25 protein-coding genes and 3 pseudogenes are annotated in these 26,333 nt (G+C 61.8%); 16 read left to right on the forward strand and 12 right to left on the reverse strand.

The features are described from left to right. Window positions 1-451: 451 nt before the first annotated feature. Together B0G74_RS34465 and fliG are read right to left on the reverse strand one after the other, a co-directional pair. Entirely contained in the window at window positions 452-940 is a 489-nt protein-coding gene (locus tag B0G74_RS34465) for a hypothetical protein (protein WP_132380670.1), read from the reverse strand. 48 nt (window positions 941-988) lie between these two features. Next, entirely contained in the window at window positions 989-1,984 is a 996-nt protein-coding gene (gene fliG, locus B0G74_RS34470) for a flagellar motor switch protein FliG (RefSeq protein WP_132380672.1), read from the reverse strand. A 362-nt stretch (window positions 1,985-2,346) separates the two neighbouring features. Here fliG and B0G74_RS34475 point away from each other — a divergent pair, with 362 nt between their 5' ends. Beyond that, window positions 2,347-2,712 (forward strand): hypothetical protein, encoded by a 366-nt coding sequence (locus B0G74_RS34475; RefSeq protein WP_132380674.1) that lies wholly within the window; start codon window positions 2,347-2,349, stop codon window positions 2,710-2,712. Window positions 2,713-2,891: 179 nt separating this feature from the next. Here B0G74_RS34475 and B0G74_RS34480 read toward each other — a convergent pair whose 3' ends face one another. From B0G74_RS34480 to B0G74_RS34490, 3 genes are all read right to left on the reverse strand, one after another. After that, complete coding sequence (locus B0G74_RS34480) at window positions 2,892-3,299, reverse strand: hypothetical protein (RefSeq protein ID WP_132380676.1); 408 nt, start codon at window positions 3,297-3,299, stop codon at window positions 2,892-2,894. 53 nt (window positions 3,300-3,352) lie between these two features. Next, on the reverse strand, window positions 3,353-3,562 hold the full coding sequence (locus tag B0G74_RS34485) for a hypothetical protein (RefSeq protein ID WP_132381310.1): 210 nt from the start codon (window positions 3,560-3,562) through the stop codon (window positions 3,353-3,355). Window positions 3,563-3,826: 264 nt separating this feature from the next. Beyond that, on the reverse strand, window positions 3,827-4,738 hold the full coding sequence (locus B0G74_RS34490) for a cache domain-containing protein (protein ID WP_243658449.1): 912 nt from the start codon (window positions 4,736-4,738) through the stop codon (window positions 3,827-3,829). A gap of 397 nt (window positions 4,739-5,135) precedes the next feature. On the opposite strand from B0G74_RS34490, the gene B0G74_RS34495 reads away from it, so the two are divergent. Beyond that, window positions 5,136-5,393 carry a hypothetical protein gene (locus B0G74_RS34495; RefSeq protein WP_132380678.1) on the forward strand — a complete coding sequence of 86 codons (258 nt, stop codon included), beginning with the start codon at window positions 5,136-5,138 and terminating at the stop codon, window positions 5,391-5,393. Window positions 5,394-5,937: 544 nt separating this feature from the next. On the opposite strand, the pseudogene B0G74_RS34500 reads toward B0G74_RS34495, so the two are convergent. Both B0G74_RS34500 and B0G74_RS34505 read right to left on the reverse strand, forming a co-directional pair. Beyond that, a pseudogene (locus B0G74_RS34500) lies at window positions 5,938-6,648 on the reverse strand (DUF2968 domain-containing protein). A gap of 754 nt (window positions 6,649-7,402) precedes the next feature. Further along, a complete protein-coding gene (locus tag B0G74_RS34505) occupies window positions 7,403-7,675 on the reverse strand; it encodes a hypothetical protein (protein WP_132380680.1) in 273 nt (90 codons plus the stop codon). Between the two features lie 561 nt (window positions 7,676-8,236). Between B0G74_RS34505 and B0G74_RS34510 the strand changes: the two genes are divergently transcribed. Next, entirely contained in the window at window positions 8,237-9,211 is a 975-nt protein-coding gene (locus B0G74_RS34510; protein WP_132380682.1) for a quinone oxidoreductase, read from the forward strand. Continuing rightward, window positions 9,208-10,140, forward strand: coding sequence for a LysR family transcriptional regulator (locus tag B0G74_RS34515; RefSeq protein ID WP_132380684.1), 933 nt, complete (start codon window positions 9,208-9,210; stop codon window positions 10,138-10,140). Before B0G74_RS34510 ends, B0G74_RS34515 begins: the two co-directional genes overlap by 4 nt. A 622-nt stretch (window positions 10,141-10,762) precedes the next feature. On the opposite strand, the gene B0G74_RS34520 is transcribed toward B0G74_RS34515, so the two are convergent. The 5 genes and pseudogenes from B0G74_RS34520 to B0G74_RS34545 form a co-directional block, all read right to left on the reverse strand. Beyond that, window positions 10,763-11,608, reverse strand: a complete 846-nt coding sequence (locus B0G74_RS34520) for a DUF2306 domain-containing protein (protein ID WP_132380686.1) — start codon at window positions 11,606-11,608, stop codon at window positions 10,763-10,765. An 80-nt stretch (window positions 11,609-11,688) separates the two neighbouring features. Next, window positions 11,689-11,849: pseudogene (locus tag B0G74_RS34525) on the reverse strand (transposase); the annotation flags it as partial. Between the two features lie 378 nt (window positions 11,850-12,227). Further along, on the reverse strand, window positions 12,228-12,737 hold the full coding sequence (locus B0G74_RS34530) for a GNAT family protein (RefSeq protein WP_132380688.1): 510 nt from the start codon (window positions 12,735-12,737) through the stop codon (window positions 12,228-12,230). Between the two features lie 1,022 nt (window positions 12,738-13,759). Then, window positions 13,760-13,939, reverse strand: a complete 180-nt coding sequence (locus tag B0G74_RS34540; protein ID WP_132380378.1) for a hypothetical protein — start codon at window positions 13,937-13,939, stop codon at window positions 13,760-13,762. An 872-nt stretch (window positions 13,940-14,811) separates the two neighbouring features. Next, window positions 14,812-15,042, reverse strand: a pseudogene (locus B0G74_RS34545) (IS66 family transposase); the annotation flags it as partial. A 423-nt stretch (window positions 15,043-15,465) separates the two neighbouring features. On the opposite strand from B0G74_RS34545, the gene B0G74_RS34550 reads away from it, so the two are divergent. From B0G74_RS34550 to B0G74_RS34605, 12 genes are all read left to right on the forward strand, one after another. Continuing rightward, complete coding sequence (locus tag B0G74_RS34550) at window positions 15,466-15,645, forward strand: Flp family type IVb pilin (protein WP_132380690.1); 180 nt, start codon at window positions 15,466-15,468, stop codon at window positions 15,643-15,645. Between the two features lie 73 nt (window positions 15,646-15,718). Continuing rightward, complete coding sequence (locus B0G74_RS34555) at window positions 15,719-16,255, forward strand: prepilin peptidase (RefSeq protein WP_132380692.1); 537 nt, start codon at window positions 15,719-15,721, stop codon at window positions 16,253-16,255. Window positions 16,256-16,307: 52 nt separating this feature from the next. Next, the gene (gene cpaB, locus B0G74_RS34560) at window positions 16,308-17,330 is read left to right on the forward strand and encodes a Flp pilus assembly protein CpaB (protein WP_132380694.1); all 1,023 of its coding nucleotides are present in this window, start codon (window positions 16,308-16,310) and stop codon (window positions 17,328-17,330) included. Window positions 17,331-17,338: 8 nt separating this feature from the next. Continuing rightward, on the forward strand, window positions 17,339-18,772 hold the full coding sequence (locus B0G74_RS34565) for a type II and III secretion system protein family protein (protein WP_132380696.1): 1,434 nt from the start codon (window positions 17,339-17,341) through the stop codon (window positions 18,770-18,772). Between the two features lie 82 nt (window positions 18,773-18,854). Beyond that, window positions 18,855-19,220 carry a CpaD family pilus assembly lipoprotein gene (locus tag B0G74_RS34570; protein ID WP_243658487.1) on the forward strand — a complete coding sequence of 122 codons (366 nt, stop codon included), beginning with the start codon at window positions 18,855-18,857 and terminating at the stop codon, window positions 19,218-19,220. A 14-nt stretch (window positions 19,221-19,234) separates the two neighbouring features. Continuing rightward, entirely contained in the window at window positions 19,235-20,461 is a 1,227-nt protein-coding gene (locus tag B0G74_RS34575; RefSeq protein WP_132380698.1) for an AAA family ATPase, read from the forward strand. Then, the gene (locus B0G74_RS34580; protein ID WP_132380700.1) at window positions 20,422-21,909 is read left to right on the forward strand and encodes a CpaF family protein; all 1,488 of its coding nucleotides are present in this window, start codon (window positions 20,422-20,424) and stop codon (window positions 21,907-21,909) included. Before B0G74_RS34575 ends, B0G74_RS34580 begins: the two co-directional genes overlap by 40 nt. Beyond that, on the forward strand, window positions 21,906-22,892 hold the full coding sequence (locus B0G74_RS34585) for a type II secretion system F family protein (RefSeq protein WP_132380702.1): 987 nt from the start codon (window positions 21,906-21,908) through the stop codon (window positions 22,890-22,892). The genes B0G74_RS34580 and B0G74_RS34585 overlap by 4 nt, the downstream gene beginning before the upstream one ends. Further along, window positions 22,889-23,836 carry a type II secretion system F family protein gene (locus B0G74_RS34590; RefSeq protein ID WP_132380704.1) on the forward strand — a complete coding sequence of 316 codons (948 nt, stop codon included), beginning with the start codon at window positions 22,889-22,891 and terminating at the stop codon, window positions 23,834-23,836. Before B0G74_RS34585 ends, B0G74_RS34590 begins: the two co-directional genes overlap by 4 nt. Before the next feature lie 26 nt (window positions 23,837-23,862). Then, window positions 23,863-24,765: a tetratricopeptide repeat protein gene (locus B0G74_RS34595; RefSeq protein WP_243658450.1), complete on the forward strand. Its 903-nt coding sequence runs from the start codon at window positions 23,863-23,865 to the stop codon at window positions 24,763-24,765. Continuing rightward, window positions 24,762-25,211 carry a TadE/TadG family type IV pilus assembly protein gene (locus tag B0G74_RS34600; protein WP_132380706.1) on the forward strand — a complete coding sequence of 150 codons (450 nt, stop codon included), beginning with the start codon at window positions 24,762-24,764 and terminating at the stop codon, window positions 25,209-25,211. Before B0G74_RS34595 ends, B0G74_RS34600 begins: the two co-directional genes overlap by 4 nt. Before the next feature lie 31 nt (window positions 25,212-25,242). Continuing rightward, window positions 25,243-26,319: a TadG family pilus assembly protein gene (locus B0G74_RS34605; RefSeq protein WP_132381318.1), complete on the forward strand. Its 1,077-nt coding sequence runs from the start codon at window positions 25,243-25,245 to the stop codon at window positions 26,317-26,319. Window positions 26,320-26,333 lie beyond the last annotated feature (14 nt).

The following is a 26,333-nucleotide window of genomic DNA, read 5'->3' on the forward strand; positions in this document are numbered from 1 at the left end:
TTGCGATAAGAAGGGTCTGGTGTCTCCATTTAACCGGAATTGAACGGTTTCAACCCGCTCACGTAGCCGAGTGAGGCTGTTCTACCGGGTCCTGGAGCTTGCTGTCGCCCATGAACCGGTCCGTTTCGGGACCTTGTTATGAACCAGCGCCCAAAGGCTGTTCCTCCAAAGCAGCCGCGGCAACGCGGACGTCCGCCGAGCTTGGAGCGACCTTCGCCGAGCCGCCCGTGGAGGCAAATCGCCAACTCCGGTTAAAAATGGACACCCCAGAGAAGGGTTACCACGATAGCGGCGTCTTCCTGAACACTGCGGTCGCGTGCGTTTCCGAATGACTGTTGTTGAGCAACGCGACAGGCGCTTGCCGAGCCGCTCCGGACGTTCAACCCAGCGCCACCTCGACGGCACCTTTTGGGGTGCAACGGTCATCCGCCCCCTTCGGACGCCGGCGCGGTCACCGGAGGGATATCTTTTCCGGCTCCGCCCGAAACTTGTCCTCGATCGCATTAACGCATTTCATGAACTGGGTACGAAGCCCTGCAGAGTCGGCGCTCGGCGGGGCGAGGCCGTCCGATGTAACGGTCCATCCGTCAGCCGTATGGACGACATCGAGATCGAAGGACTCGGCCGATTCGCTCTGCAGGATCACAGACTCGCGAAAACGGCCGCCCGCCGAAAGTATGATTGCTTGGCAGCCCTGCTGGAGCCGGACTGGGCGATGAGCGTACCCACTGACTGGGCCACTGCCATCTGGGGCTGCGCTGTACATCCGGAACGACTCGAAGTGCGGTGGCATCCCGGCAGCGATGAACTTCACATCGGAATCTGAAACGCCGTTGCTGCATCCAGGCATGCATCCGATCAAGGCCGTCAGTATGATGCGAGTGCGAACGTTCCAGAACGCGCACACGCCATTCTTGTGCCTCACGGCTCGTTTTTCCATTAGCTATCCTCTCGATTCCCATCGCTGATGTTCGCGCAGTGAGGCACTTCAGACATACATGTCGTCAGCCTTGTCGCCAAGCGCTATCTCGCCGCTATCGGCAAGGTTGCGCGCGACTTGCAGAACTATGCGCTGTTTTGCCTCGACTTCCGAGAGACGCACCGGGCCACTCGTCTCCATATCGTCAGAAAACAGTTCCGCCGCACGTTGCGACATATTCGCCATGAACTTCTGACGCAACTCGGGCGGTCCGACCTTCAATGCGATAACCAGTGTCTCTGTGCCAACTCCCCTGAGCAATAGCCGGATCGCGCGATCATCAAGCTCGACCAGTTTGTCGAACGTGAACATCTCGTCAATGATCTTTTGCGCGAGATCGACGTCATAGCCGCGCACGCTCTCGATTACCGATTCTTCGTGCTGGTTTGACAGGTGGTTGAGGATTTCCGCCGCCGCGCGAACGCCTCCGACCGCTTTGCGTTTCACATTGGCATTGCCAGACAGCAAGTCGGTCATCACATCATCGAGTTCGCGTAATGCGGCTGGCTGAATGCCATCGAGCGTGGCAATGCGCAGCAGCACGTCGTTTCGCGTCCGCTCGGTGAAACATGCGAGCACGTCAGAAGCCTGGTCCGGGTCCAGATGCACGAGGATTGTCGCAATGATTTGCGGGTGTTCGTTCCTGATCAATTCCGCGACAGCCGGCGCGTCCATCCACTTCAGGCCTTCGATGCCGGTGACGTCGTCGCCCAGCATGATTCGGTCGATGATGCCGCCAGCCCTCTCTTCGCCGAGGGCACTCGTCAGCACCGACCGGATGTATTCCTTCGAGTCAAGCGACAGCGTGGTATGCGATTCCGCTTCCTTGATAAAGTCTTGCAGCACGGCGTCGACAGCACCGAGTGTGACGTTTTTCAGGGTGGCTATCGCGATACTGATCTTCTGCACCTCACGTGGATCGAGGAACCGGAAGGCTTCCGCCGCCTCGTTTTCGCCGAGCGACATCAGCAGCAACGCAGCCTTGTTGATTCCTTCCGCGTTCAATGAAAGCTCCACGGTTTAATGGTTGCAACAACCTTCTGATCATTGTTTACCGGTGTCGGTGCGCAGTTCTGGTTTTGTTCGGACGTTGGGCGCGCAGCCTCCATTGGCGCGTTGTTGGCGTCCCTGAGACGCTAGAACGCGCCGGACGTTGGGGCGGCCAGGACGTGGCGGCGACACCGGTCCGAGGCGTTGCGCGCGCCGACCCGGTTCGAGCCCGGCCCTGTGCGCCCACATGATTAGCTGTTGACTCATGCGTCGGGCCCTCTCCGGCGAGGGGCGGTCAGATTGACCCACTCATAGGCGTCGTGCCCAAGTCTGCCTACTTCGCGCCAGACCGCGAAGGGAATCTCCTGACGGGCCGCGTGCCGATCAACCAGACCCTGGCATATGCTTGTCATCTGTCGAAGCAGCACCATCGCACGCGTTTCAAGACTCTCCCCGTGCTGGTCGATTGCTGTCTTCGCCTCCTGAGCCCGTTGAGCCATGGTCCGCCATTGGGCATCGCGAATGTCCTGAGCGTAAGCGCCGCGCTGCGCGAGAGCGCTCGAGACAAGGTAGAGGTCTTTGAGGGCAGTGACGACCTCTGGTGGCGGCACGACGCAACCGTCGCCGCAGTCTGGTTGCGCGTGCGTCATCAGGATGCGCTCGACAGGTCCGCCAGAGGCGCGATCGCGGAGCCCGTGTTTGACGAAGTCATGCAACCCGCCGAGGAATGGCTGGAGCGGTAGCCGTTAGCAGAGCGGTGTGAATTTGACATCGGGAGCGGTGTTTGCGAGATGCCGGTCGAGTTGACGCACATACGAGCGCGGCTACTGTCGTGAGTGAAAAATTCGCCGAACTGTTCAGGTCCGTTACTGCCTTTCGTGCAGGTATGGCTACCGGGACATGACGCAATCATCCGGTTGCTTCAGTGCCTGTGTCCGAAGCATGCCTGGGCAGCTTCGATGGGCGACAGGCCGGCGCCAAAATAGCCGCGAAGACGCCGTATGGTCGCGGGGTCGGGATAATACGTTGGGTTGATAAATTTCGCTTCGACGGCTTCGTGGTAGCAGGCACGCGTCCACTGATCCAGGCCCTGTTCGTACATCAGCGATATGCACTTCGACTCGTTAAACATAGTAATTTCCGATAGCTCAGCAGGCGCGTTCGCCGTCAATGATCGCGCAGAGAGTGCAAACAGATGCCGCAACGATGCCTGACATCGCGCAACGTTGTCGGCGCATTGCCAAGTCCTGACACACGCCGAAATTGATGCGGCAGCGGCGAGCGTGTTCCACAGGATCAATGCGCTTGCCTTGTCGACGATCGGTTTCAAAGAACGCTAACCGCGTCATCTTGATTGGTACATCGAAGACTTTACGGCGCTTGTCACTGCTGCGCTGAGGCAATACATTCCGCGACGGGGGTGCCGAGCAGGTCAAGTAGCGCGCGTAGTCGTTGCCGATCCTGCAACGACAGGGCGGGACGTCCAAGCAGACACTCGATCTGCAATGCCCAATACTCGCGACGGATGAGCCAGGGGCGATGAACCAGCGCGTTCACAGCCTTCTCAAGTTGTCCGATCTCGGTCTTCACCATGTCCACGTTCGTCTCCTTGCGCGACCCTCTGAAACACGGAATGTCCCACGGGCTGCCGTGGACCGAAGAAGACAGCTCATTCGGCATAGGTCAGTGGCCGCTTCCGTCACCTTTCGCGACGTCATGGTGCTCAGGCATCCGCCTGGACACAACACGCCACACGTGGCACAACATTCGTTACAGGTAATTTAGCCATACCACCATCAGGGTGTAGGTTAGGATGAAGAGCCAACTCAGAGTGCGGTTAGGCCATGTCGACATCGGCTATCTCCCTCGATACCGGGTGGTGAGTAAAGCTTCGTTGCTTTTGGTCGTCGGGTTCCAGGCGAAATGCCGCGACGACCTGTGCCAGTCCGTGTGCCTGCCCGCTGAGTGATTGAGCAGCCGCGGCCGCCTGCTCGACGAGCGCCGCACGCTCAGGCCGCCGCTCGCGCCGCGCCGCGCCGCTTCTGCAGCATCGTCCGGCTCACCGCCGAGTGAGCGCTGCAATCCGCGATTCAGAGCGGCGATCACGACCGATAGCATCAGTGCGACAGCGGCGAGGATGGCGCCGGACCTGATCAACAAATGGTGAAATGCGGTATCGATATCGTCCAAATAGACGCCATCGAGAAAAATCCAGCCCCATGGTTTGAAGCTTGCGATACGAGTGAGCTTGGGCACCAGTCGGTCCTCGCCGGGGCGCGGCCAGACATAGTGGATGAAACCTGCGCCATTCGCCTTGGCGACGTTGACCGCCTCCTGGTAGAGCAGCGTGCCGTTGGCGTCCTTGAAATCGCCGAGCGTCCGTCCGATCAGTTCGGGTTTGAACGGGTGCATCAGCATCTTCGGCTCATCGGTCATGATGGTGTAGTAGCCATCCTTGCCGAAGCGCATCCCCTTGATGCGTTCCATGACCGCCTTCTGCGCGGCGTCGCGCGTGAGCGTCGCCTGTTGCTCAAGGTTCGAGTACTGGCGCGCAAGGCTGACCACGTTGTCGGCGTTGTTGGCCAGATCGCTCTCGCGCTCTTCGATACGCACCTGGCGCAACGACCAGGCGTCGAATGCCGTAATCGCCGTCAGACAGGTAACGCTCAGGAAGAGGGGCAGCCACAGCTTCTGCGCAAACGTTAGCTTTTTCACGTCCGATCTGTCGCATGGATGAACTAACCATGTATTACGGCCTTCCTTTTGCATATTTTTATTGGCGTAAACCCTTTTTCCGCCATCCGTCCTTTAGAAATCAGGCAGTGCAATAATGTGCGCCTCTCAGATTCTGGCACGGCCCTCGGAATAGCCAGAATCCTTCAGCCGACACGTTCTGTCGGCTCTTTTTCGTCGGCATGTGGGTGGGCAGTCGCATGAATCTACGGCCTCAGAAGTATTGAGGAGCCTTTCCAGCTCTGCTTTCACGAGGAAAGGGCATCGTGGAATTCGTCGATAACGATATTGCCACCGTGGCTCGCAAGCCGGTACGCCGGCCAGTTCGTCGAGCATGGCGATTGCGTGCACAACGGCTGGCGCATCTTCCGAGAGGGGTGCTCATTTCGAGCCTTCAGACCGGCTCGGTAGCAGTCCATCGCGTCCAGCCACTTTGTCCACCCGCGTCGGTGACGCGCAAGGCGCGGGAACCGTCGGCGAACGTCAGGCATTCAACGCGAAGACGCCGGTCCGCGGCGATATCGTCCGCGTGGACGTCACCGCCTTCATGCCTGAAATGCAGCTTGCCTTCTTGCAAGAGTTCCAGCGGTGGCGGATCTCCTGGGTTCGCACGCTTACGGTGCCACCGGTTCAGGAGCGTAGCGGCAATTTCGGCGTCGAACATGTAGCTCTTTCCTCAGCGGGCTGGTAGGGATGCCAGCACCCAGCAGTAGCGGTCACCTTAAAATCCGCGATCACAAACGGACACCGGCGCTCTTGTTCACCAGATGCACCCGACGCAACAACCATGCGTCGAAGCCCTTGATCGCAATCGGACCGACAAGTCTCACGGGCACTAGCAGCCACAGTAATTGAGCAAACGTTTGCTTTCCCATGTTCGACCCGCGCCGTGTAAATCCAGCAGTATTACGGCGTCCCGTCTCAATATTTTTATCGGGGCAAACCCTATGTTCACCAACCGCCCGCCTGGGAGCCAGCCAGCTTAATAAAGCATCTGTATCAGATTCCGCCGCGCCTCGTGCTGAACTCGGCCGTCGCGGCTGCATATGTCGTGGAAGCAGTTCCGCGGCCTCGTCGTGGCGCAGAGTCAAGTGCCGTCTCGCGCAGCGCGGAGCATTGACAACGAGATTCGCGGCCTGCCGCAGCGCGACTGTCGCGCGAGGCCTCGGTGAACGAACATCGCTCCGAGCGGCGAACCGGGCGGGGTCGCGCTCGTGCAGTGAGACACTGAAAAATTAATGTGAGCGCGCCAGGCCGCTTTCCAGCTGGCTCTGGAGTTCGCGTACCTGCCGCTGGGAAGCCCGCAACTGGTCCTGCGCGGCGGCCTTCTGCTGCGCGAGCGCAGTGGCTTTGGCACGCGTCTTCTGCTGCTGGCTGGCGACGATTGTCTGCTGCTGACTCGCTACATCGAGGCCGGCCTGGAGGCGGTTCGCACGACCCTGCGACAGCGCAATCATCCGCTCGATGAACGCCTTCTGCGCCTCGAGCCGCGTGCGGCGAATCTCGACTTCGGATAGCTGCAACGTCTGGCGCACAAAATCCTTGTAGATCATGTCGGCACGCGTTGTATCCTGCGTCTTGATGACGCGCATTCTTTTACTGGAACAGCGCGACGTAGTAGGTCATTTCCTTGCCGTAAAACAGCAGGCTCGCACCGTAGTTGCCGTTGGACGTCGTGCGCAGCTCACTCAGGTCCGAGCCTCGGATCATCTGCTGCAACTCGGCGACGTTGCCAGCGGCGGATTGCTTCGCTTCGTCGGCTGTCAGCATGCCGGCCTGCCCCTGCTGTTCTTGCGTCGTGGCCGACAGTGCCGTCGCCATGCCCGGTTGGGCGACTACGGCAGCGCCCGGCCCACTGTCGGCAATGTCTGCGCATCCCCACTCTGCACGGCCCCCATTGCGACGAATGCGGTCATGGTGAGCTTCTCTGCAAAAGACAGTCTCATATGTTTGCCAACCTCTCATATCGATAGCAACGAGCTGGCAAAAATCGCCAGCCCCAACCGGTGAAGTGCAACCTTGGTAATCCGGTAACGGCAACTACTCAGGAATGTTGAGGTGCCAAACATGAGGTTCACGGGAGGAAATTGAAGTGTGTCGGGTTCGACTGGCGAGCGTTTGGGGAGCCCAGCCTGTGCACGCCGTCGACGTTTTAGATAAACGCCTTACCCTGTGCACTCGTCCTCGTTGTCAAAGGCAGGATATGACGTCGTTCAGGGCTATCTGACAGGCCGTCGATGTCTTTCGCGGGAATAGCGAAGGCCATGCGCACATGATGGGACCGCCGTCGTTTCCGAAAGCGGCTGACATTTCGACGCGGAGTGATCCAGGCACGCTCCCGGCACGAGAACGTTGCGTGCTCAATTTAACTAACCGAACGGGACCGCGGTCGTCACGGTAAACGTGCAGATCGTGACGACCGCAAACCAGCGATGACTGGCGCGGTACACGCAAAATCGCCGACGGACTTCGTATCGGAACAATCGCTTCGTTTCGGCATGACCAACACGAGACTTAGTCGGGCCGCGAAGGTGCACACGACCGAGCGACGAGGCAATCCAGCCACCTGGTGAAAGGCCGGCGCCGATGCGTCGTCCGCAGCGATTAGCGGAATACTGGCAATTCGTCGAGAACGTCATTTAGCAGTTCAGTCAAAGCGGCCAGTAAGGAAGTAGTCACTCCCCACCGCAACAGTTGCGGCTATTGGGCAGCTGTAAGCTTGTGACCTGTCCATAAAGCCGGCACCCCTATCTGCGGCCCTTTCCGTTGGTCGCTTACTTGCTCGATCCCGCTTTTTAATACCGCCTCACAAAAGGCCAGGCGGGCTCGATAGTATTCTGCGTGCATCTGCGCATCAAGGATACGTTGTTCAGCCTGGAAGAGTTCCATACGCAACTCTCGCAACGCCTTTTCGGCCCGTTTCTCCGGAGTAAGTGCGTTACGCACTGTCCAGCTTGCTATCCACTGCAGCATGATGACCCCCTCATCGTCACGTGACACTCCGCCAACTAAAAAATGTTCTTTTATGCCGGGGGGTCACAAAAGGCCAAGGTCCCGACCACTTCTGGATACAGCCCCGGTGACGCAACGCCTCAATAATCGGGGGATACCTGTACGTTACACTGCGCGGTAGATCACGTTGTTGCAAAACTTTTCCATCCCTTGCGACCGAATTTTTTCAGTTCTGCGGGTTGTGCAGCGTCGATGATGGAACCCTCACCTTCGCGAAAGAAACGGCCGCTTACGGACCAAAGCCGCCGTCTGAGTGTCCTGGCAATGGCGTGAGCGAATGACAGGTCATGGCCGACCTCTGCCTGACGCTGTCGGCGGTAACCGACCCAACTCAGCCGTTCGACCTCTCAAGGCTGCATGTCCGCTAGGGATGGCACACCCGCCGTTCGTCAAGCATTCGGCGCTAGGCTGCATCGGGTGCAGCAATGTAATGCATCCAGCTCGCATTGCTTCCGCCGCACAAAGATCTCACAATCCTCTTCGACATTCGTCGACAGTGACTTACATCGAAAGGGCATACAAATGGTTTCTGCAATCCGACTCAGCCAAGTTGGTGGACCCGAAGTCCTTGCGGTCGAGGACTTTACAGAGTCTCTCCCCGGCCCGGGAGAGGTATGGCTGAAGCAACACGCCATCGGCGTCAACTATCTGGACGTCATGCAGCGCAACGGCTCCGTACGTGTGCCCCTGCCATCCGGTCTCGGCCTGGAAGGTGCCGGCCATGTTGCCGCCATTGGGCCGGGAGTGGGTAATGTTAAGGTGGGCGACCGGGTGGCCTATGCGACAGGCCCTATAGGCGCATATGCAAGCGGTCGTCTCTACCCCGCCGACCGGCTAGTTGTGCTTCCGGACACCTTGTCGTACGAGGATGCGGCCGCAGTAATGTTCAAGGGTGTCACCGCCCAGTATCTGCTCAAGACTACCTATCCAGTCGGTCAAGGCACGATTATGGTGCTGTATGGCGTGGCCGGCGCGCTCGGCCAGATCATGGCGCCGTGGGCCAAACATCTCGGAGCCTTTGTCATCGGTGTCGTATCCAAACCGGCGAGTGTGCAAAAGGCTAGGGAACTGGGGTGCGACGAGGTGTTCGTATTCGATGCGCAAACTCTGGCAGATGAGGTGGCCCGGATCACAGACGGCAGGAAAGCAGACGTGGTTTACGACCCAATCGGTCGGATTTCTTTCGACGCATCTTTGAATAGCCTGCGACCACGTGGCCTGATGGTGTCCTTTGGTGCTTCAAGTGGTGCGCCGATGGCCGTAGAACTCGCGACGTTGAATGCGAAAGGCTCGCTGTTTCTGACGCGCCCCTCGTTGGCAGCACACACGGGAACGATCGCCGAGTATCAGGAACGTGCGCGGGACGTGCTGACGAACATCGAGACTGGTGCTATCACACCACGCATCTGGGGCCGGTATTCGCTGGCCGATGCGGCAGCGGCCCATGCCGATCTGGAATCCGGAAAATCCTCAGGGTCCATAATTCTGAAACCATGATTGCCCGGCCACTCGACCCCCGACACACCGATGAGATCGCGGCGCTGCTGGCGGTGGCCTCGGAGGGATCGTTCGTGGCCGCAGGGCGACTATTGCAGCGTCACCCCACTATCGTTTCGAAGCGCCTGCTGGCGATGGAAAAGCGCCTCGGCGTTCGCTTGATAGAAAGATCAACGCGGCAGCTCAGGATGACCGATGCGGGCGTACAGTTGGCAGAGCGCTTGCAGTCTGCCATCGGTTCGATCACAGAGGCGGAACAGGAAGCAGCGTTAGGTGCAGCAGAAATTCGTGGCGTACTGCGCGTCGCCTTTCCGGCCGCGATGGGGCGCCGCTGGCTCGGTCCCATGCTGGCGGAGTTTCTCAATGGCCACCCGCACGTGTCTATCGTGGCGGACTATAGCGAACGCTTTGTTGACATCATCGCTGAAGGATTCGACGCCGCCGTCCGGATCGGGGAATTGAACGACAATCGACTGATCGCAAAAAAGCTCTGCGACCACCGCCGCATCTTGTGTGCGGCCCCCGCCTACATCAAAAGGCACGGACTTCCGGCAAAGCCGCAGGACCTCGCCGGCCACAATTGCCTGCGCTTCAGCGGATTCGCATCGTTCCCTGAGTGGCGCCTGTCTAACGGCAACCGGCAGGAAACGATCGTGCCGACGGGGTCTCTGACAGCCAACGACAGCGAATCGCTCCTCGCGGCGGCCAACGATGGAGTTGGAATTCTTGGCGCGGGCGAATGGCTGATGAGCCGCGACATCGCGGCTGGCCGGCTGATGCGTATCCTTCCTGACTGGCTGCTTGATGCCCAAGGTGGGGTCTTTCTTGTCAGGCCCTCAGCCAGGTTCTCTCCGGCTACAACAATCGCCTTCAGGGAATGGATCGAATCGAAGTTCATCGACGGGCCACCGTGGGAAATGCGATTTTGATGATGCATCGATGTCCGCTTCACGGCCCGGAACGGTCGTTCGAAATTTTGATACTTGTTCTTTGAAACGGCAGCAACTGGCCGACTCCCGCCCGATGCGGTCGGCTCAACCCGACCCGTTCCTGCCTTTCAATTAATCTCTTCGAATGTCACCACGGCGCTCAAAAAAAAACGGCCGTAACTGGGGGCTGCCCGTGCGGACAGGTTTTATGTGCAGTTCCCGATGGACAGGGTTCGGCCACTAGCGGGCGAACTGGCGTCTCCGACTCCCGACCGCTATTGTGTAAAGCCGCCTCTTGGTGGTGGCTCAATGACCTGCAGCCCCGACGATTCCAGTAGCGGATCCTTCCCAGATGGCCGCCTGCCTTGGCTCCCGCCATTTACTACCCGCCCGATACCTTCGACTCTCCGGCTATCGCGAACCGATCGGTCAGCCGGTAACCATGCCCGCGAACGCTTTCTATCATTCCGTTCACAGCGTACCTTCCTGAGAGCCTCAGACGGAACACATGAACGCTTCGCGAGGGCAGGGTCCAGCAGCGACTCTTTCCCCCCCTTAACGAATAAAGGAGTGGCGGTCGTTTCCATCCTTGATGGCGCCAAGCACCGGCGTCGCGGGGAAATCACAGCACCGACGCACGGTGAACTCCGGCCAGGCGGGCGACGATATGCGGTCCCCAATACGAGCGCGTGAAGAGGGCCGTCGATATCACCAGCAAGCAGGCCGCCACGATCAGCACCGTGCGCAGCGTGCGAGCGCCCAGCACGTGCGCCGCGTTGCGTTGTGCGCGGATGACCGCCTCGGCGACGAGCAGATTCGGCACATAGAAAAAGAAATCCATGACGTGGTCGAACGGGCCATCGAAGGTGTGCGTGTGGCCGATGCCACCTACGAGCTTGAGCCAGATACCGTAGTCCATCCGGTAGAGCCATGAACCAATGCCGAGCGCGAAAAGTCGCGTGGCCCACGCGCGATGCAGTTCGAAGCGGCGCGCGCGCGCGTGGCGCACCGTATTGATGGCTGACAGCACGACCAGCAGGCCATAGAGCCCGAAGCCCGCGTCCATGGTGAGGCCGCCTACCGCGCCCTTGAGCACGAGATACGAGAGCCCGCCGAGCCCCGCGCCGAGTGCGGCAAACGCATAGACGCGGCCGACCGCGCGATGCACGGTCGGCGCACCCGCCCGCAAACCGGGCAGGAACTGCAGCGGTCCGAGCAGGAGCACGACAGCGCCCGCGAAGAAATGCGCGCCGATGGCAAACGTCGCCGGTCTCGAGGCCGCTTCGTAAAGGCGCGGCAGTACCTGGTTCCAGTCCTGCATGCTGCCCGTGAATACCGCACCGCCATAGAACACGACGATGTACACGCCGAAAATGAACGCGCTGATCCACGCGGTCAGGAACAGCGCCCGTGATACAGGCATCCGGGTTGCAGCGATGGTCGGACTACGGCCGGGAAGCGAATTCATAATATAAGTTGCCGAAAGAGTGGGCGGGCCCTACAATTTTTGTCGCGGCATCGATTGTAGGCGGTCCGGCTCACACCGTGCTCGTCACCCTTGACGCCGTGCTGGTGTGCAACCATCGAGACCGACATGCCCGGCTCGAAACTCTCCCGCACCATCGCCAGTCTTCCGCTAGCCACCGCCGCCGGCGTTCAGGCCCCTGCACAGGCGGTAAGCCCAACCTGCTAGGTGTAACGATCTGCATTTGAAAATGGTCGGACCTGCAATCGACGCGTTTTTCGGTCAGCATTAACTGCAACTGACGGCACGCGCGAACCAGGATTATCTGCAACTGTGGCTGCATTCAGCGGCACCGACCTGCATTCGACCGCCGCGTGCCAACATTAGCTGCAAATGACGCAGATACTGTAGCCCCGCCGCGACGGGCAGCAGACGGCCCACAGGAGACACTCATCGCGCCCCGAAGCCGCCGTTCGCGAGGGCTGCATGCATCGTGGCTTGGTGTCAAGCAAGGAGGCTACCGGACAGTGGCAAGCGATCCAAAGTGAATACCAGTCGAAGTCGATAGCGAAATTTAACCGCTGAGATTCGGATGTGAGACCTGAACGACTCCGGCTGGTGCTTAGCCAAGCATGTCGGCAAGCAACGCCCATCGCTCATGGTCTCGCCACTCGCCATTTATGCGGAGATAGCGTGGCGATAAACCTTCCTGTTTAAAACCTAACCTACGCACAAGTGCGGTCGATGCAGTGTTCCCAGGTTGAATGTTTGCCTCCACCCGATGCAATCCAAGTTCGCTGAACGCATAGGCGACAGCCGCTCGCAGTGCCTCCGTCATCAACCCTGTCCGGGCGAAGTTCGACATCCCGTAATACCCGAGATAGGCACTCTGAAAAGCGCCTGCAACTATTTCATTTATATTTACGACGCCGACAACTTTATTCGATGCCGCTTCACGCGCAACGAGACCAACGTTCGGCCCGACGAGGCCGCGTGCATACCAGTTATCGAAGCCCGTTTGGTCTGTAAAGGATGTGACCCAAGGCAGGTGATAGTCCTGGCTTGCCAAGTTCGCGGCGATCAAATCGGCGGCGTCGGCGCGGATCACGCGGCTTAGCTGAATGACACTCATGGTGCTCCATCGGATAGCGTAGGCAGGGTCTGGATTGTCGCCGATCTGGTTGAGCCGGATCAACGTCCGGAGTTGGCCGGGCACCGCCTCATGCGAACCGGTGGTCGACAGCACGCGACCCGGAATTGGCGTCCGGCAAACCTGCAAACGGCCATTCAGTCTCCCCCTGCATTGGTAGGCGTTCGACGGTTAATCGTTGATCGGCGTAGCCGGTTCGAAGACATCCTCGGACACCCACTGCATATCAATGATTGGCATACGTACCGTCCGCCCGTTGATCTGCGCGTCCGGCAACCGCAGAAGATATCGGGTCCGTGGGGCGGACTGGGTTGCGTCGATGGCTAGTTCGGACGTTACGTTGATCCAGAACGTTTCTGGGTCCTGGACTCCTCGCCGCCTGCGCACAGCGAGGAATGCATAACTGCCACTACCGGCCAGAAACAACCGCAAGGAATGTGCTGTCCTTCCGACCGGACGGCCTTTAGCGCGGTTCGCTGTTCGAAAAGGGAAAACGCCGGGCGCCGCATATCTGCGTACCGGACTTCGAGGTAGTCGTGGGTTCCTTCGGTCACGAAGGCGCGCGAGAGATCCTCCGCATGGTACCGAACAGTGACCGTGCGACGGGTCTCGCGCCATGCATCGACAGTCGCCGGTCGAACCGGACGGTGGGAGCCGCATCCGATTGACGGTAATCTGCATGCCGCATGACGGCCGCCGCAATCATCGTTAGCCGCAATACTTCCATGCAGTCGCCGGCGGGAGGGCGAATGATTTGGGGCGCGCCAATGACGCGTTCGACGCCGAAAATGGCATACGCCTTTATGCGCGCGTCGGAGTGAAGCCGGGACCCGCCGTAGGGCGAAATCGGCCCAGGGAACATCAGGTAGCAGTGGCCGCATCGGAATAGCGAGACGTAACGGCACCCGCGCTGCTTTTTCGGTCAGATGGCCGCGACAGCCTCCGTCGAAGCTCGTGATCACGTGTCCGTATTGCCCTGCGAGGCTGTCAGTTCACGCGAGGTCTCAACCGCCTCCGATACCTTGTTGCACTTTGCCGGTGCCCCCGCACGCCTTGCACTGCTCCCCTTCTATTTTGCCGGTGCCGTGGCACGCGCGGCATAAGTCTTCGCCCGTGCCGGGTGCGTCGGCTGGCGCTTCGTCACCCGGATTCATCTGTTCGCCACCCTGATTGGCGTCTTGCATGATTCTCTCCTTCGCTTTAACGTCCATGGATGCTGTACACCGCGGCTCGCATCAGCTTTGGCTCGCGCGCTTTGCACGCACGCTCACCTGACTTCGCATCGGTTTCGGCTTGGGTACGGCTCTTGAGTTCGGCAGGCAGGTGCATGCCGCTGCGGCGCGGCCCGTAGGCGGACCGCGACGCTCTCTTCTAATTTGCGCATCGGACGTGCCTGTCAACCGCCGATAGTAGTGGCCGGGTGAAACGCTTGGATCGCTCAGCCGGTGTTCATTGTCAGGCCGGAGGTAGTGAAATAGCTTGGGGAGCTTCGCCTCCAGTCTGTCCATACAGTTCCAGTGGCTCGGGTACCGTCGATGATGGCGATCGTCAAAGCGCCGCGCTTGCCCCTTGCGGAACGGCAGGTGGCTGCACCTCATCGTTTGCAACTTTGGGAGCCGGATTCACAATGTCCATAAACCACTGCTTCTGATCTGCATACCGGCTAACAACGCAAGCCTTGTCACGGCAGTTGCGCTAACGCCAATTCCAGTTCTCCGTCGTGACTCTTTCGCGAACGCTTTTTTGTCCGGCGCCGCTGCTTTTGGTTGCGCGTAGAGCTGGGCGAGGTCGCGATCGAGCTGCGCCAACTCGGCGTCGCCGCAAATCAGCATCTCGGATGTCGAATGCGCTTACTTGCAATCGAAATTCGCTTCAAGCGCGGCCTGGGTGCCCGGTGGCACTGCCGGCTGCGGCTCGCCATCTAGTTTGGCAGCAGCAGTGGCGGATGATGTGCTCGCCGATGCTGCGGTTTGCTTCAGCCTAACCACGCTTCCATCGACGACCGCGATTGCACAGTCTTTCAGGTTCGGCGTAATGACCTCCCACTTCGATAGCTGCGCGCGAGCGCGTGAGCGACCCGGTACAGCGGCGTACCCATCGACGTACTTTCCTGCGGTGACGGTGGCGATCATCGCCGCACTGGCATTACTGCCCGGCAACGGTTGCACTTGCATCGATGCGGTGATCACCGGCGTGCGTTCGGCATGGCGTTCGCAGTGGCGGCAAGCGTACTTGAAGTGCAGTGCTGCACGGACGCCTTCACCTCGATATGCAACCGTTCGCGCAGACTTCCAGTATGCGTTCCTCCAAGCCGTAGCTCATGATGACCTCCGCTGTTGTGATTCCCCGAACATGATCGGTACCAGACATTAAATATGCACCGCGCCCGCGTGAGGAAACCGCAACAAAACAAAATCCTATGCCACTGAGCGTTACCGCGCATGCCCTAATTGTCTGACCTGAAAGGCTCTTATAAGGCAAAAACTGGAACTGTTTTACGCCTCTATTCAATGAATCGCATTGCTGCGACCGGAAATACGATAAGCATCAAGGAAGGGCGTCCACACCGGATCCCAGTCTTCGCGCGATGGGCTCAAGCTTGCCGGCCAATTGCCGTTAGACGGGGTTGGGGGGATGAGTCGGTCCTCCTTCGTAGCCAATCGGCGTAGCAAGCCTGTCATGCAGGCGTTACTTAACAAGGAGTCTTCTCATGCTGCGTTTTATCCGTTCCCTTTCGCGCGACGAGCGCGGCGTCAGCTCGCTGGAATATGCTGTTCTGGGTGGCATCATCGTCGCCGTGCTGGTCGCACTTGGCACGTTCCTGCAAGGTGCCGGTGGCTTTCAGTCCGTTTTCCAGACGCTGATCACAAAGGCAACCCAAGCAATGTAGTGGGCGTGATGCTCCGGCTCAGCACGAGCATGTGTGAGCCGGAGACCACCTTCCTCGGCACATTGGGAAAACGATGATAGCCCCCGGCGTAGTGAAAGCAGGTGCCTGCGTGACCCTCGTCATGCTGGCAGGTTTCGATCTGCGCATGCGGCGTCTGCCCAATGCCGCCGTGGCCGCGTTTGTCGCCCTGTATTTCGTCAACGCCGCCATGACCGGTTTCGGCCGTGCGTCATGGGACATCCATCTGGCCGCGGGCGCGGCATCGCTTGCCGCGGCTGTATTGATGTTTCGATTGGGTTGGCTCGGCGGCGGCGATGCGAAGCTCGCCGCTGCGGTTTTTCTCTGGGCGGGGCCGCAATCCTGGCCGGTGCTGGTGGTCGTTTCGTTGTGCGGATTGCTTGTTGCCCTCGCAGTGCTCGCAGTGGCCGGCATGCAGCGAATTCCCGCCCTCGCGGGCGTGAGCAGGCAACTTGACTGGATTGCACCGGCGCGGGGCGTCCCGTATGGCGTCGCGCTCGCGTTGGGCGGCATCGTCGCAGTCTTGCTGCAGCCCACAGCCGGTCATTGCACGACGCTCGCCATGTTTCGACTATTCGGTGAGTCCACCTAAGGTTATTGCTGCACGAGCCGTGCGCCGCTTGCCTGAATACAACGCCGCCCATATGCAAAACTTCATCAAGCTAGCCGCGCTCGTTGTCATCGCCGCAATGGGCGCATTCATCATCCGCGCGCTGTACATTTCGGCATCGAGCCCGCGTGTGGCGCACCAATCGTCGATGATGCACGTGCGCGCCGCAGCCGACGATCTGCCGGACGGACTGCTGTTGCGCGACGTGGACCTCGTTTGGAAAACGATGCCGCGCGAGCAGGTCCCGGCCGGCGCGCTCATCGAAGAACCCTCCAACGGCAGCGACTCAAAAGACCTCAAGGGCGATCTGCTGCGGCACGCGGTGCGCGCGGGGACGCCGCTTGGCGTTGCCGACGTGATTTTGCCGAGCGCCCCCGGATTTCTTGCGGCCGCGCTCAAGCCTGGTATGCGCGCGATCTCCGTTGCCGTTGACGACGTGTCGGGCAATGCAGGGCTCATTCAGCCTGGCGACTATGTCGACATCCTGTTGACCCAGCAGATGCGGACCGAAGCAGGCGCCCAGGTCGCCCCCGCGCGCGCGGTCGAATCGGAAACGGTCGCCGAGCGCGTGCGCGTGCTGGCGGTCGGTACAGCGTTTCGTCGGCCGAAGGATGACGACAGCGCCTCGAGCACGAATGCCCCGAGCACGACCGCTCGCACCGTGACCATCGAAGTCACACCGGCGAGCGCCCAGACGATCACGGTGGCGGCTCACCTCGGCACGCTCTCGCTTGCACTGCGCAGTTTTGCCACGCGTGACCGGCGCACGCCGGACGTCGAGGATGTCGCCATGACGCACACACCTCCCGTGTGGGCCGGCGATGTCTCGCGCGCATTGCGCGCAGTCAGCGCACCGGCAGCGTCGCACTCGGCAAAAACACCGGCACCGGCGCCGCATGTCGTCATCTACCGTGGCTCGAAGGTCGACCAGGCAGACGGCGAATTGCCCGGCAGCACGTCGACGGGCGCGCCGGGCGTGCCGCCGCTGCCCACCGGCACGCCGCCCGCCGCTCCCGCACACGCCGACGCGGCTCCCGCCATCTCCGCAGGATCATAGGACGACAAATGTTCAGCCTCACACACGGCAAGCTGTTTTCACGCTGCGCGCGGCTTTGCGCAGGCGGCCGTCCTGCCCTCACCGGCCTTTGCGCCGCGCTGCTTGTCATTGTCACGCTCTGCGGCCTCGGTACGGGGGCGGCATGGGCGAGCGAGCCCGCCGATGTGCTGCCAGTTGCGGCAGGCAGTGGCACGCTGATCCAGCTGCCGCAGCCCGCCGTTGCCGTGTTCGTCGCCGACCCGAGCGTTGCCGACGTCCATGTGCCGACGCCGCGCTCGGTGTTCGTGCTCGGCAAGAAGTCCGGCACGACGACACTCTTTGCACTCGGACCGAACAATCGGGAAATTCTCCGCAAGACGATCAGTGTGTCGACGGATACGGCCTCGATTCAACGTCTCATCGACGCGCGCTTTCCCAAACTCGCGGTCACCGTGTCGGGTGCGCCCGGCTCATTGATGGTGACTGGCGCGGTGCCGAGCGCGGCGGATGCCGATGCCATTGTGCAAACGCTGCAACCGTATCTTCACGCCAACGAGCAACTCGTGAACCGCCTCTCGATCGCTCACCCGATCCAGGTCCTGCTGCGCGTGCGCATCACCGAAGTGGATCGCAACATTACGCAGCAGCTCGGCATCAACTGGAATGCCATTGGCGCGAGCGGCAACTTCTTCGGTGGGCTGTTCAACGGGCGTGACATTTTCGACGCGACGACGAATCTGTTCAACCTGCCGACCGGTGGTGCATTCTCGGTGGTGGGCGGCTTCAAGGCCGGCCGCACGTCGATCGAAGGCGTACTCGACGCGCTCGACCAGGAAGGCTTGCTGACGATGCTGGCCGAACCGAACCTGACCGCGATGTCGGGTCAGACGGCGAGCTTCCTCGCAGGTGGTGAGCTGCCGATCCCCGTGCCCCAGAGCGGCACGACGAGCACGATCACGATCGAGTACAAACCCTACGGCGTCGCGCTGAACTTCACCCCGACTGTGCTCGCCGACAACCGTATCAGCCTCACCGTACGGCCTGAAGTCAGCCAGATCGATCCGAGCAATAGCATCACGCTGAACTCGATCGTGGTACCGGCGCTGACCGTGCGCCGCATGGAAACCACCGTCGAGCTGTCAGGCGGGCAGAGCTTTGCAATCGGCGGACTCCTCCAGAGTTCGACGAGCGACGTGCTCTCCGAGCTTCCCGGCCTCGGCGGGTTGCCCATTCTCGGCAAGCTGTTCTCGTCGACGAAATATCAGAACAACAAGTCGGAGCTCGTCGTCATCGTGACACCGTATATCGTCGGACCGACGGGGCCGGGCCGGCTGCGCGGCGCGCTGGACGATGTCATCACCCCCAGCAGCGACATCGAATATGCCGTGCGCCAGTCGCTTTCGATCGACCCGCTTGCGGGCAATTCGCCCCGCCTCGTTGGCGCCGCGGGCTTCGTCTATTGATACGGAGACCACAATGAATCCTCGGCTCTCCCTCATTGCCACCATTCTCGCCGGTGTGGCGAGCGCCTGCCTCACGTCGTGCATGGCGGCGCGGCCGCCGCTCGGCATGCCCGATCCATCCGTGATCGGCTTTACGCCCGGGGACGGCGGACGCGCGACGCCACCAGCGTGCGAAACGCTCACGCAGCACTCCGGCATGCGCGATGCGGGCCAGGCGCGGCCCGGTGTGGCGTTCGGCTGCGCGACCTACTCGAACCTCGCCGCGATGCTCGCGCGGCCAGCCGACCTCGCGGCGCCCATGCCCTACGCGGGCGCGGACGCGCCGCTCGCCGCGAGCGCGGTACGGCGCTACCAGGAAGACCGGGCGAAACCGTTGAGCTCGGACTATTCGAGTTCGTCGTCAACTTCGTCGAACTCGACGACGGGCTCGTCGTCGGGATCTCGCTAACGGAGATTGCACACATGGGCGCTTTCGAATCGAACATCCTCAAACGCCGGGCACAACCGTCTGGCGCCGAGAAACTCATCGCTGTCGTCTCCGACGCGCAAAGCATCGAGGTCGTCAAGAGCGTCGTCGTCGATCAGGGCATCGCGACCTCGCACGTCACGCTCGGTTCGCTCGACGACGCGGTCGGGATCATGACTTCACTGAAGGAGTCGCCGCGCCACCTGATCGTCGATGTGACGGGATCGACGATGCCGATTTCCGATCTCACGCGGCTCGCCGAGGCCGTCGACCCTTCGGTTGCAGTCATCGTCGTTGGCGAGCGCAACGACGTCGGGCTCTATCGCAGCCTGCTGCATATCGGCGTGCAGGACTATCTCGTCAAGCCGCTCACCGCGGAACTCGTCCGGCGCGCGCTGGCGGCCACCGACGACGGCGCGTCGGCACGCACGGGCAAGGTGCTCTCGTTCGTTGGCGCGCGAGGCGGCGTCGGCGTCACGACAATCGCCACCGCACTTGCTTCTCATCTTGCCGACACGACGCGGCGCCGGATCGCCTATGTCGATCTCGACCCGTACGGCGGCGCGGCCGCGTCGATGCTCGGCGTCGCCGCCAACAACGGGCTTATTGAATTGCTGCAGAACCCGCAGCGACTCGACCAGCAATTAATCAATCAGGCTTTCGTTGCCCAGAGCGATCGTCTTCTCGTGCTTGCGGCGGAGCTCCCGTACAACCAGGAGTTCGCCTTGCGCACGGGCGCGCTGAGCGAGCTTGTCACGATGCTCAAGCATCACTTCCACTACATCATGCTCGATCTGCCTGGGCGCGCGGGCAGACTCGTCGAGGAAGCCCTCGATAGCAGCTCGACGGTCCACGTCGTCGCCGACTTCTCCGTGCATTCGGCGCGCGAAGCCGCGCGGCTTTGCCGTTTCGCACAGACCCTCGACGCCGCGCCCGCCATCACGGTGCTGCTCAACGAAGCACAGCAGCCTGTGCCCGGGCGCGTTCGCGAGGACGATTTCGTCAACGCGCTCGCACGCGGGTCCGTGCATTCGCTGCCCTACGAGCCGCAGAGTCTTGCCCTCGCCGAGAACCTCGGTGAAGCTGGAAGGCTTGCCCACGCACATCGCTCGCCGTTCGCAGCGGCCATCGTGTCGCTGGCCGATGCGATCACGGGCAGCGACACGGCAGTGGCCCGCGAGCCATGGTACAAGCGCCTGTTGCCCACGCGGAAGGTGAGCTGATGTTCGGCCGGCGCATCCCCCTCTCGACCAGTCCGTCGTTCGTCGATCACGATGAGCGTCGGGAATCCGGCGCGGTCGCCGGCTCTGCGGCAGCCGGGCCGGAAGCGAGCAAGCGCGAGACGCAGCCGGCCTCGTCGAGCGCTACCCCCGCAGCAATGAGCCACTCAGCCGCGGATCGCAATGAAGCGCTGATCCGCTCCGACACGTTCAGGGCAATTCGTTCGGCCGTCTTTGCGTCGATGAACATGTCGGCGGCGCTCATGATGTCGCGCAGCGAGGTACGCACGGGCATCGAGCAGGTCGCAGCCGAGACGACCACCCGCGAGCGTTTGTCGCTGACGCTGGCCGAGCAGACGCTCGTTGTCGACGAGATTCTCAACGACATGTTCGGCATCGGGCCAATTGAGCCCTTGCTCGCGGACGAACGCGTCACCGATATTCTTGTGAACGGACCGGACCAGGTCTACGTCGAGCGCGGCGGCCGCCTTGAACTGACGGCGCTCAAATTCCGCGACAACGCGCACGTCATTAACGTGGCGCAGCGCATCGCGGCGGCAATCGGGCGGCGTGTCGACGAAAGCAGCCCGATGGTCGATGCACGTCTTGCCGACGGCAGCCGCGTGAACGTCGTGCTGCCGCCCATCGCGCTGCGCGGCGCATCGATCTCGATTCGAAAGTTCGCCAAACGAAACATCACACTTGGCCGGATGGCGCAGCAAGGCAATATCTCCACGCAGATGGTGGACGTACTGCGTATCGCAACCGCGTCCCGCCTGAACGTCGTCATCTCCGGCGGCACGGGCTCCGGCAAGACAACACTGCTCAATGCGCTCTCCCGCTTTATCGACGAAACCGAGCGCGTCGTCACGATCGAGGATGCCGCTGAGCTGCAACTGCAACAGCCGCATGTCGTCAGCCTCGAGACGCGCTCCGAAAACAGCGAAGGCCTCGGTGGAATCTCTCAACGGGACCTCGTGCGCAACGCGCTGCGTATGCGCCCGGACCGGCTCATCCTCGGCGAGACGCGCGGCACGGAAGCATTCGACGTATTGCAGGCGATGAATACGGGCCACGACGGATCGATGACGACGGTCCACGCGAACACGCCGCGCGATGCGATCACGCGGCTCGAGAGCATGGTGATGATGGCCAACGGCAATTTGCCGCTGATGTCGATCCGGAGGCAGATTGCCAGCGCCGTCCATCTGATCGTGCAAATCGAACGCATGCGCGACGGCGTGCGGCGCGTGACTCATGTGACCGAGATCGCGGGCATGGAAGGCGACGTCGTCATCACCCAGGATCTATTCACGTTCCGCTACAACGGAACCGCTTACGAAGAGCAGGTACGCGGCATGTTCGAATGCTCGTCGCTGCGTCCGGTGTTCGCCCAGCGCGCTGCCTACTATGGCCTCGAAGACGCGCTGCTCACGGCGATGCAATCATGAGACCCGCGGACGTCATCGGCCTCGGCGCCTTCTTCGCCCTCATGGTCGGGGGGCTCATCGTGCACGCGTTGCGCGGCATCGCGCGCCAGCAGGCGGGTACGCGCATCCGCGCACGTGTGGCCAAGGTGCGCGACGAAAGCAAGGCCGCCCTCGCCGAGCGCGACGCGAGTCTTCAGGAGCAACTGCTGCACCCCAAGCGCAGCCTCGCCGACCAGGACGCGCTCTTCGCCGTCGTCTCGGCCTGGCATGAGCGCGTACGCACCGTCAGCGGCCCGGGCGGTGTTCGCGCGATTTACGTCATCGCTTTCGCTGCCCTCATTGCATCGGTGATCGCCACTGCGTTCGTTCCTGTGGGGCCCGCGCTGCGCGTGCTCGCCTGCATCGCAATCCCCGTTCTCGTCGTGCGGTGGGCCTATCACTGGCAGATCGCGCGTTTCAGGAACCGCTTTCTCGCCGTTTTTCCCGATACGATCGACCTCATCATTCGCGCGGTGCGTGCCGGTATTCCCGTTGTGCAGGCGATCTGCGTCGCCGGGGTCGAAAGCGAGGAGCCGGTGCGCACGACATTTCGCACCATGGGCGATGCGCTGCTCGTGGGCGCCGACCTGAAGGAGGTGCTCGAACAGGCAGCGGTGCGCCTGCGACTCGCCGACTTCTCGTTCTTTTCGGTCTGCCTGGTCCTGCAACGCGAAACGGGCGGCAATCTGGGCGATACGCTCGAGAACCTCGCGGGCATAGTGCGCATGCGGCGCGATATCCGCGCAAAGAGCAAGGCGCTCACGGCGGAAGGGCGGCTCGCCAGCAAGATGATCGCAGTCGTTCCGTTCGCGCTCATGGGCTTTATCTATATCGCCAATCGGCCCTATCTCGACACGCTCACGCATACCCGGGCCGGACACAAGATTCTCGCCCTCGCCGCCGTGCTGCTCACTATCGGGCTGTGGTCGATCAACAAGATTTCGAACCTGGACACCTCGCGATGATGAACGCCGACTTCTGGCGCAATGCCGCCTTGCTCGTCCTGCTCGCAGGCTTCACGCTGTGGCTGGTCCTGCGCGACAGGAGCCACCGCGCGCGCATTGCCCAGCGCACACGGCAAAGCGTGGCCCGCGTGGGCGTCGACAACAGCGCGATGGCCGACGCCGCGAAGCGCATGCCGCAGCGCTTCGCCAAGCGGATCGCCGCGCTCGGCGAACGGCTGCCTGTCGTGCAGGCCGAAGACCGCGCCAAAGTGGCCATGCGTCTTGCCAGCGCGGGATTTCGCGACCGGCGTGCGATCGCTGTCATGTCGGGGCTCAAGATTGTCGTGGGAGCCTGTCTCGCGCTCGGCGCCATCGTCCTCGGCGGGCATCTGCCCAAGGTCGGCCAGTACTTTACGATTCGCGCGCTGCTGATGGCGGGCGCATTCGTCATCGGCATGATGTTGCCGGAATATGCGCTCGCATTCTTCATCCGGCATCGTCGCAAGGCGATCGCCGCCGCGCTGCCCGACGCACTCGACCTGCTCGTGGTCTGCACCAACGCGGGCAATAGTCTCGTCGTTGCCATCAAGCGCGTGGCCCGCGAGCTGCGCGTTATCTGCCCGCCGCTTGCCGATGAGTTCACCGTGACCGCGGACGAACTCAGTATCGGCAGCGACACGGCGCAGGCACTCAGCGCGATGTCGGCTCGGGTGGGCCTGCCCACGATGCGCGCACTGGTGACCACACTGGTGCAGTCGCAAAAGTACGGCACGCCGATCACTCAATCGCTGCGCACCCTGTCGCGTACCGAACGGGCCATGCAGATGGTCGCGCTCGAGGAAAAGGCCGCGAAGCTCGCACCGAAGATGACGCTGCCGATGATGATCTTCATCATGCCGACCGTCTCGCTCATTGCGGCGGGGCCGGCCGTCATTCGACTCATCGCCGTATTTCGCGGCCATTGAGCGCTGCAAGGTTCCTGGAGCTTAAATTGAACTCATCTCATCCGTTGCTCGCGCGCAAGACCTTCGCCGCGCTCCTGGCACCGCTGGCCGCTGCGCTGCTCGCCACCGGATGCGCAAGCAATCACTTCGTGACGCCACAGCCTGCCGCCGCCACCCATCTGCCCGATGCGCAGGCCGACATGCATGTCGCCGAAAGCGCCCTCGAGGCCGGCGACACGCCGCTTGCCCTGTCGCTTTTCGAAAAAGTACTGAAGACCGACCCGCAATCGAAAGCTGCGCAGCTCGGCCTCGGCGATGCGATGTATCAGAGTGGCGATCTCGCGCGCGCGGGCGTCCTCTATGGGCAGGTTGCGGCCGTAGCGCCGGACGATGCGCGCGCCGTGCTCGGGCTCGCACGCGTCGCTCTGCGCCAGCGACGGCTCGACGAGGCCGAGAAGCGCTACCGCGAACTCACCGCAGCCCACCCGGACCAGGCGGTAGCGGCCGAGGGGCTTGGCGCCACGCTGGATCTCGAGGGTAAGCACGCGCAAGCGCAGGCGGTCTATCGTGCAGCCTTGCAGCGTCACCCCGAGGTCGCGGGGCTCAAGGCCAATCTCGGCTTGTCGCTCATTCTGGCCGGCGATGTGCGCGCAGGCGCCAATGTTCTGCTCGATATCGCCGGCTTGCCTGACGCGCCGCCGCAGGCTCGCGAAAACCTCGCGCTGGCGTATGGGATGCTCGGCAACAGCGAGGCGGCGAGGCGCATTCTGGTGGCCGACATGCCGGCCGAATCGGCGGACGACAATCTGCGCTTCTACCGGCAACTGCGCGAGCGTCTCGGCACCGCCAGGCGTGATGCAGGCGACTTGGGTGTTGCAGGCGTTGCAGCTGGGGGAGAAACACCGCCGGTGTCGGCAGCGAGTGCCGCTGCTCGCGGAGTGCTCCAATGAAGCGGCACGGGCGCCCCGGCTCCGGTGCCCGCGTTCGCGCGCGCGGCAGCGTTTCGCTCGAGTTCGTGCTGATAACGCCGTTCCTGCTGATGGTGCTCTTCGGCATCGTCGACGTGAGCATGGTGCTGTGCGACAAGGCCGTGATCACGAATGCCGCGGGGGAAGCGGCGCGCCAGGGCGTCGTGCTGCGCGTGCCGTCCTATACGCAAACCCAGATCCAGAATGTTGCGCTTGCCTATACGAAGAACAGTCTGGTGACAAGCGGCACGGCCACGTCCCCCACCGTGAGCGTGACCCCGACGGGCGGCTGCGCATCGGCCGGCAGCAGCAATCCGCTGCAGGTGAACATCAGCTACACCTACAACGGTGTTGTGCTCGGCTCGGCATTCAGTGCGATAACGGGGCCAATTACGGTGAAGGCCGTCGCGGTGAAAAACTGTGAATAAGCGAGTGCGTTCCCGCCAAGCCGCGGCTACGATGCTCTGCCGGCCATCCGTGCACCGCGACGAGCGCCTGCGCCGGTGCGTGCGTGCGAGATCGCAAGAGCGCGGTTCGGTAACGCTATGGTTCTTGTTGACGTTCACGGCGTTGCTGATCATCGGGGCTTTTGCGATCGACCTGCCGCGTGTCTTCACGGTCAGCGGTGAATTGCAAAACGGGGCTGATGCGGCGGCGCTCGCCGGCGCCGGAGCGCTCTCACAAGGCAACACGAGCGGACCGAACTGGGCGGGGGCGGCCTCGTCCGCAACGGCGGCCGTGGCGTTGAATACGTCGGACGGCGTCAAGCTGACGAGCGGATCGGTCACAGCGGGATATTGGGACGTCGCTGCGTCGTCGCCCTCGCTGCTCGCGCCGGGCAAGGTCACGCTGCCGGCGCCGGCGGGCCAATTGCTGGAGCCCGCGGTACAGGTGACGATCAGCCGCAATGCCACGAGCAACGGCGGCCTCGTGCACCTGCTGCTCGGCACGCTGCTCGGCATGCCGACGACGGCCGACAGCGCAACGGCCGTGGCGGTCATCGCGCCGCCTTCCGCGGTGCCTGCCGGAGCGCTATTTCCCATGGTCATGGATCAATGCGTGTACAACCAATATTGGGACTCGACGAAGAATGCGCCCAAGCTCGACGCGGCAGGCCAGCCTTACGAGTTCCAGGTCGGCAACGGCCAGGAATATGGCGCTTCCTGCGAGGCGGGGCAGTGGACATCGTTTCTCGTGGTCGCCAACGACACGCCGACGGTCGTCAATTTGATCGACAACGGGAATCCGACCTCACTGTCGATTGGGGACAGCATCTACATCGAGCCGGGCGTCAAGGCGGCTGTCTACAAGAGCATTCCCACGGCAACGACCGTCCTCATGCCAGTCAGCACGCAAATCGAGAACAAGACACTCGTCCCGATCATCGCATTCGCCGCTTTTCACATCGACAGTGCGGACCAGGGCAGCAAGTACATCCAGGGGCACTTCGTAGCCGGCTACACGATGCCGACCCAGGGAACAGGCGTCTCGACGAAGAACTATGGCGGGTATGTCGCGCCGCGTCTCGCGTTCTGAGCGGAATTTCGTTC

This window comes from Paraburkholderia sp. BL9I2N2, assembly GCF_004339745.1.
In the GTDB taxonomy this organism is placed as follows: domain Bacteria; phylum Pseudomonadota; class Gammaproteobacteria; order Burkholderiales; family Burkholderiaceae; genus Paraburkholderia.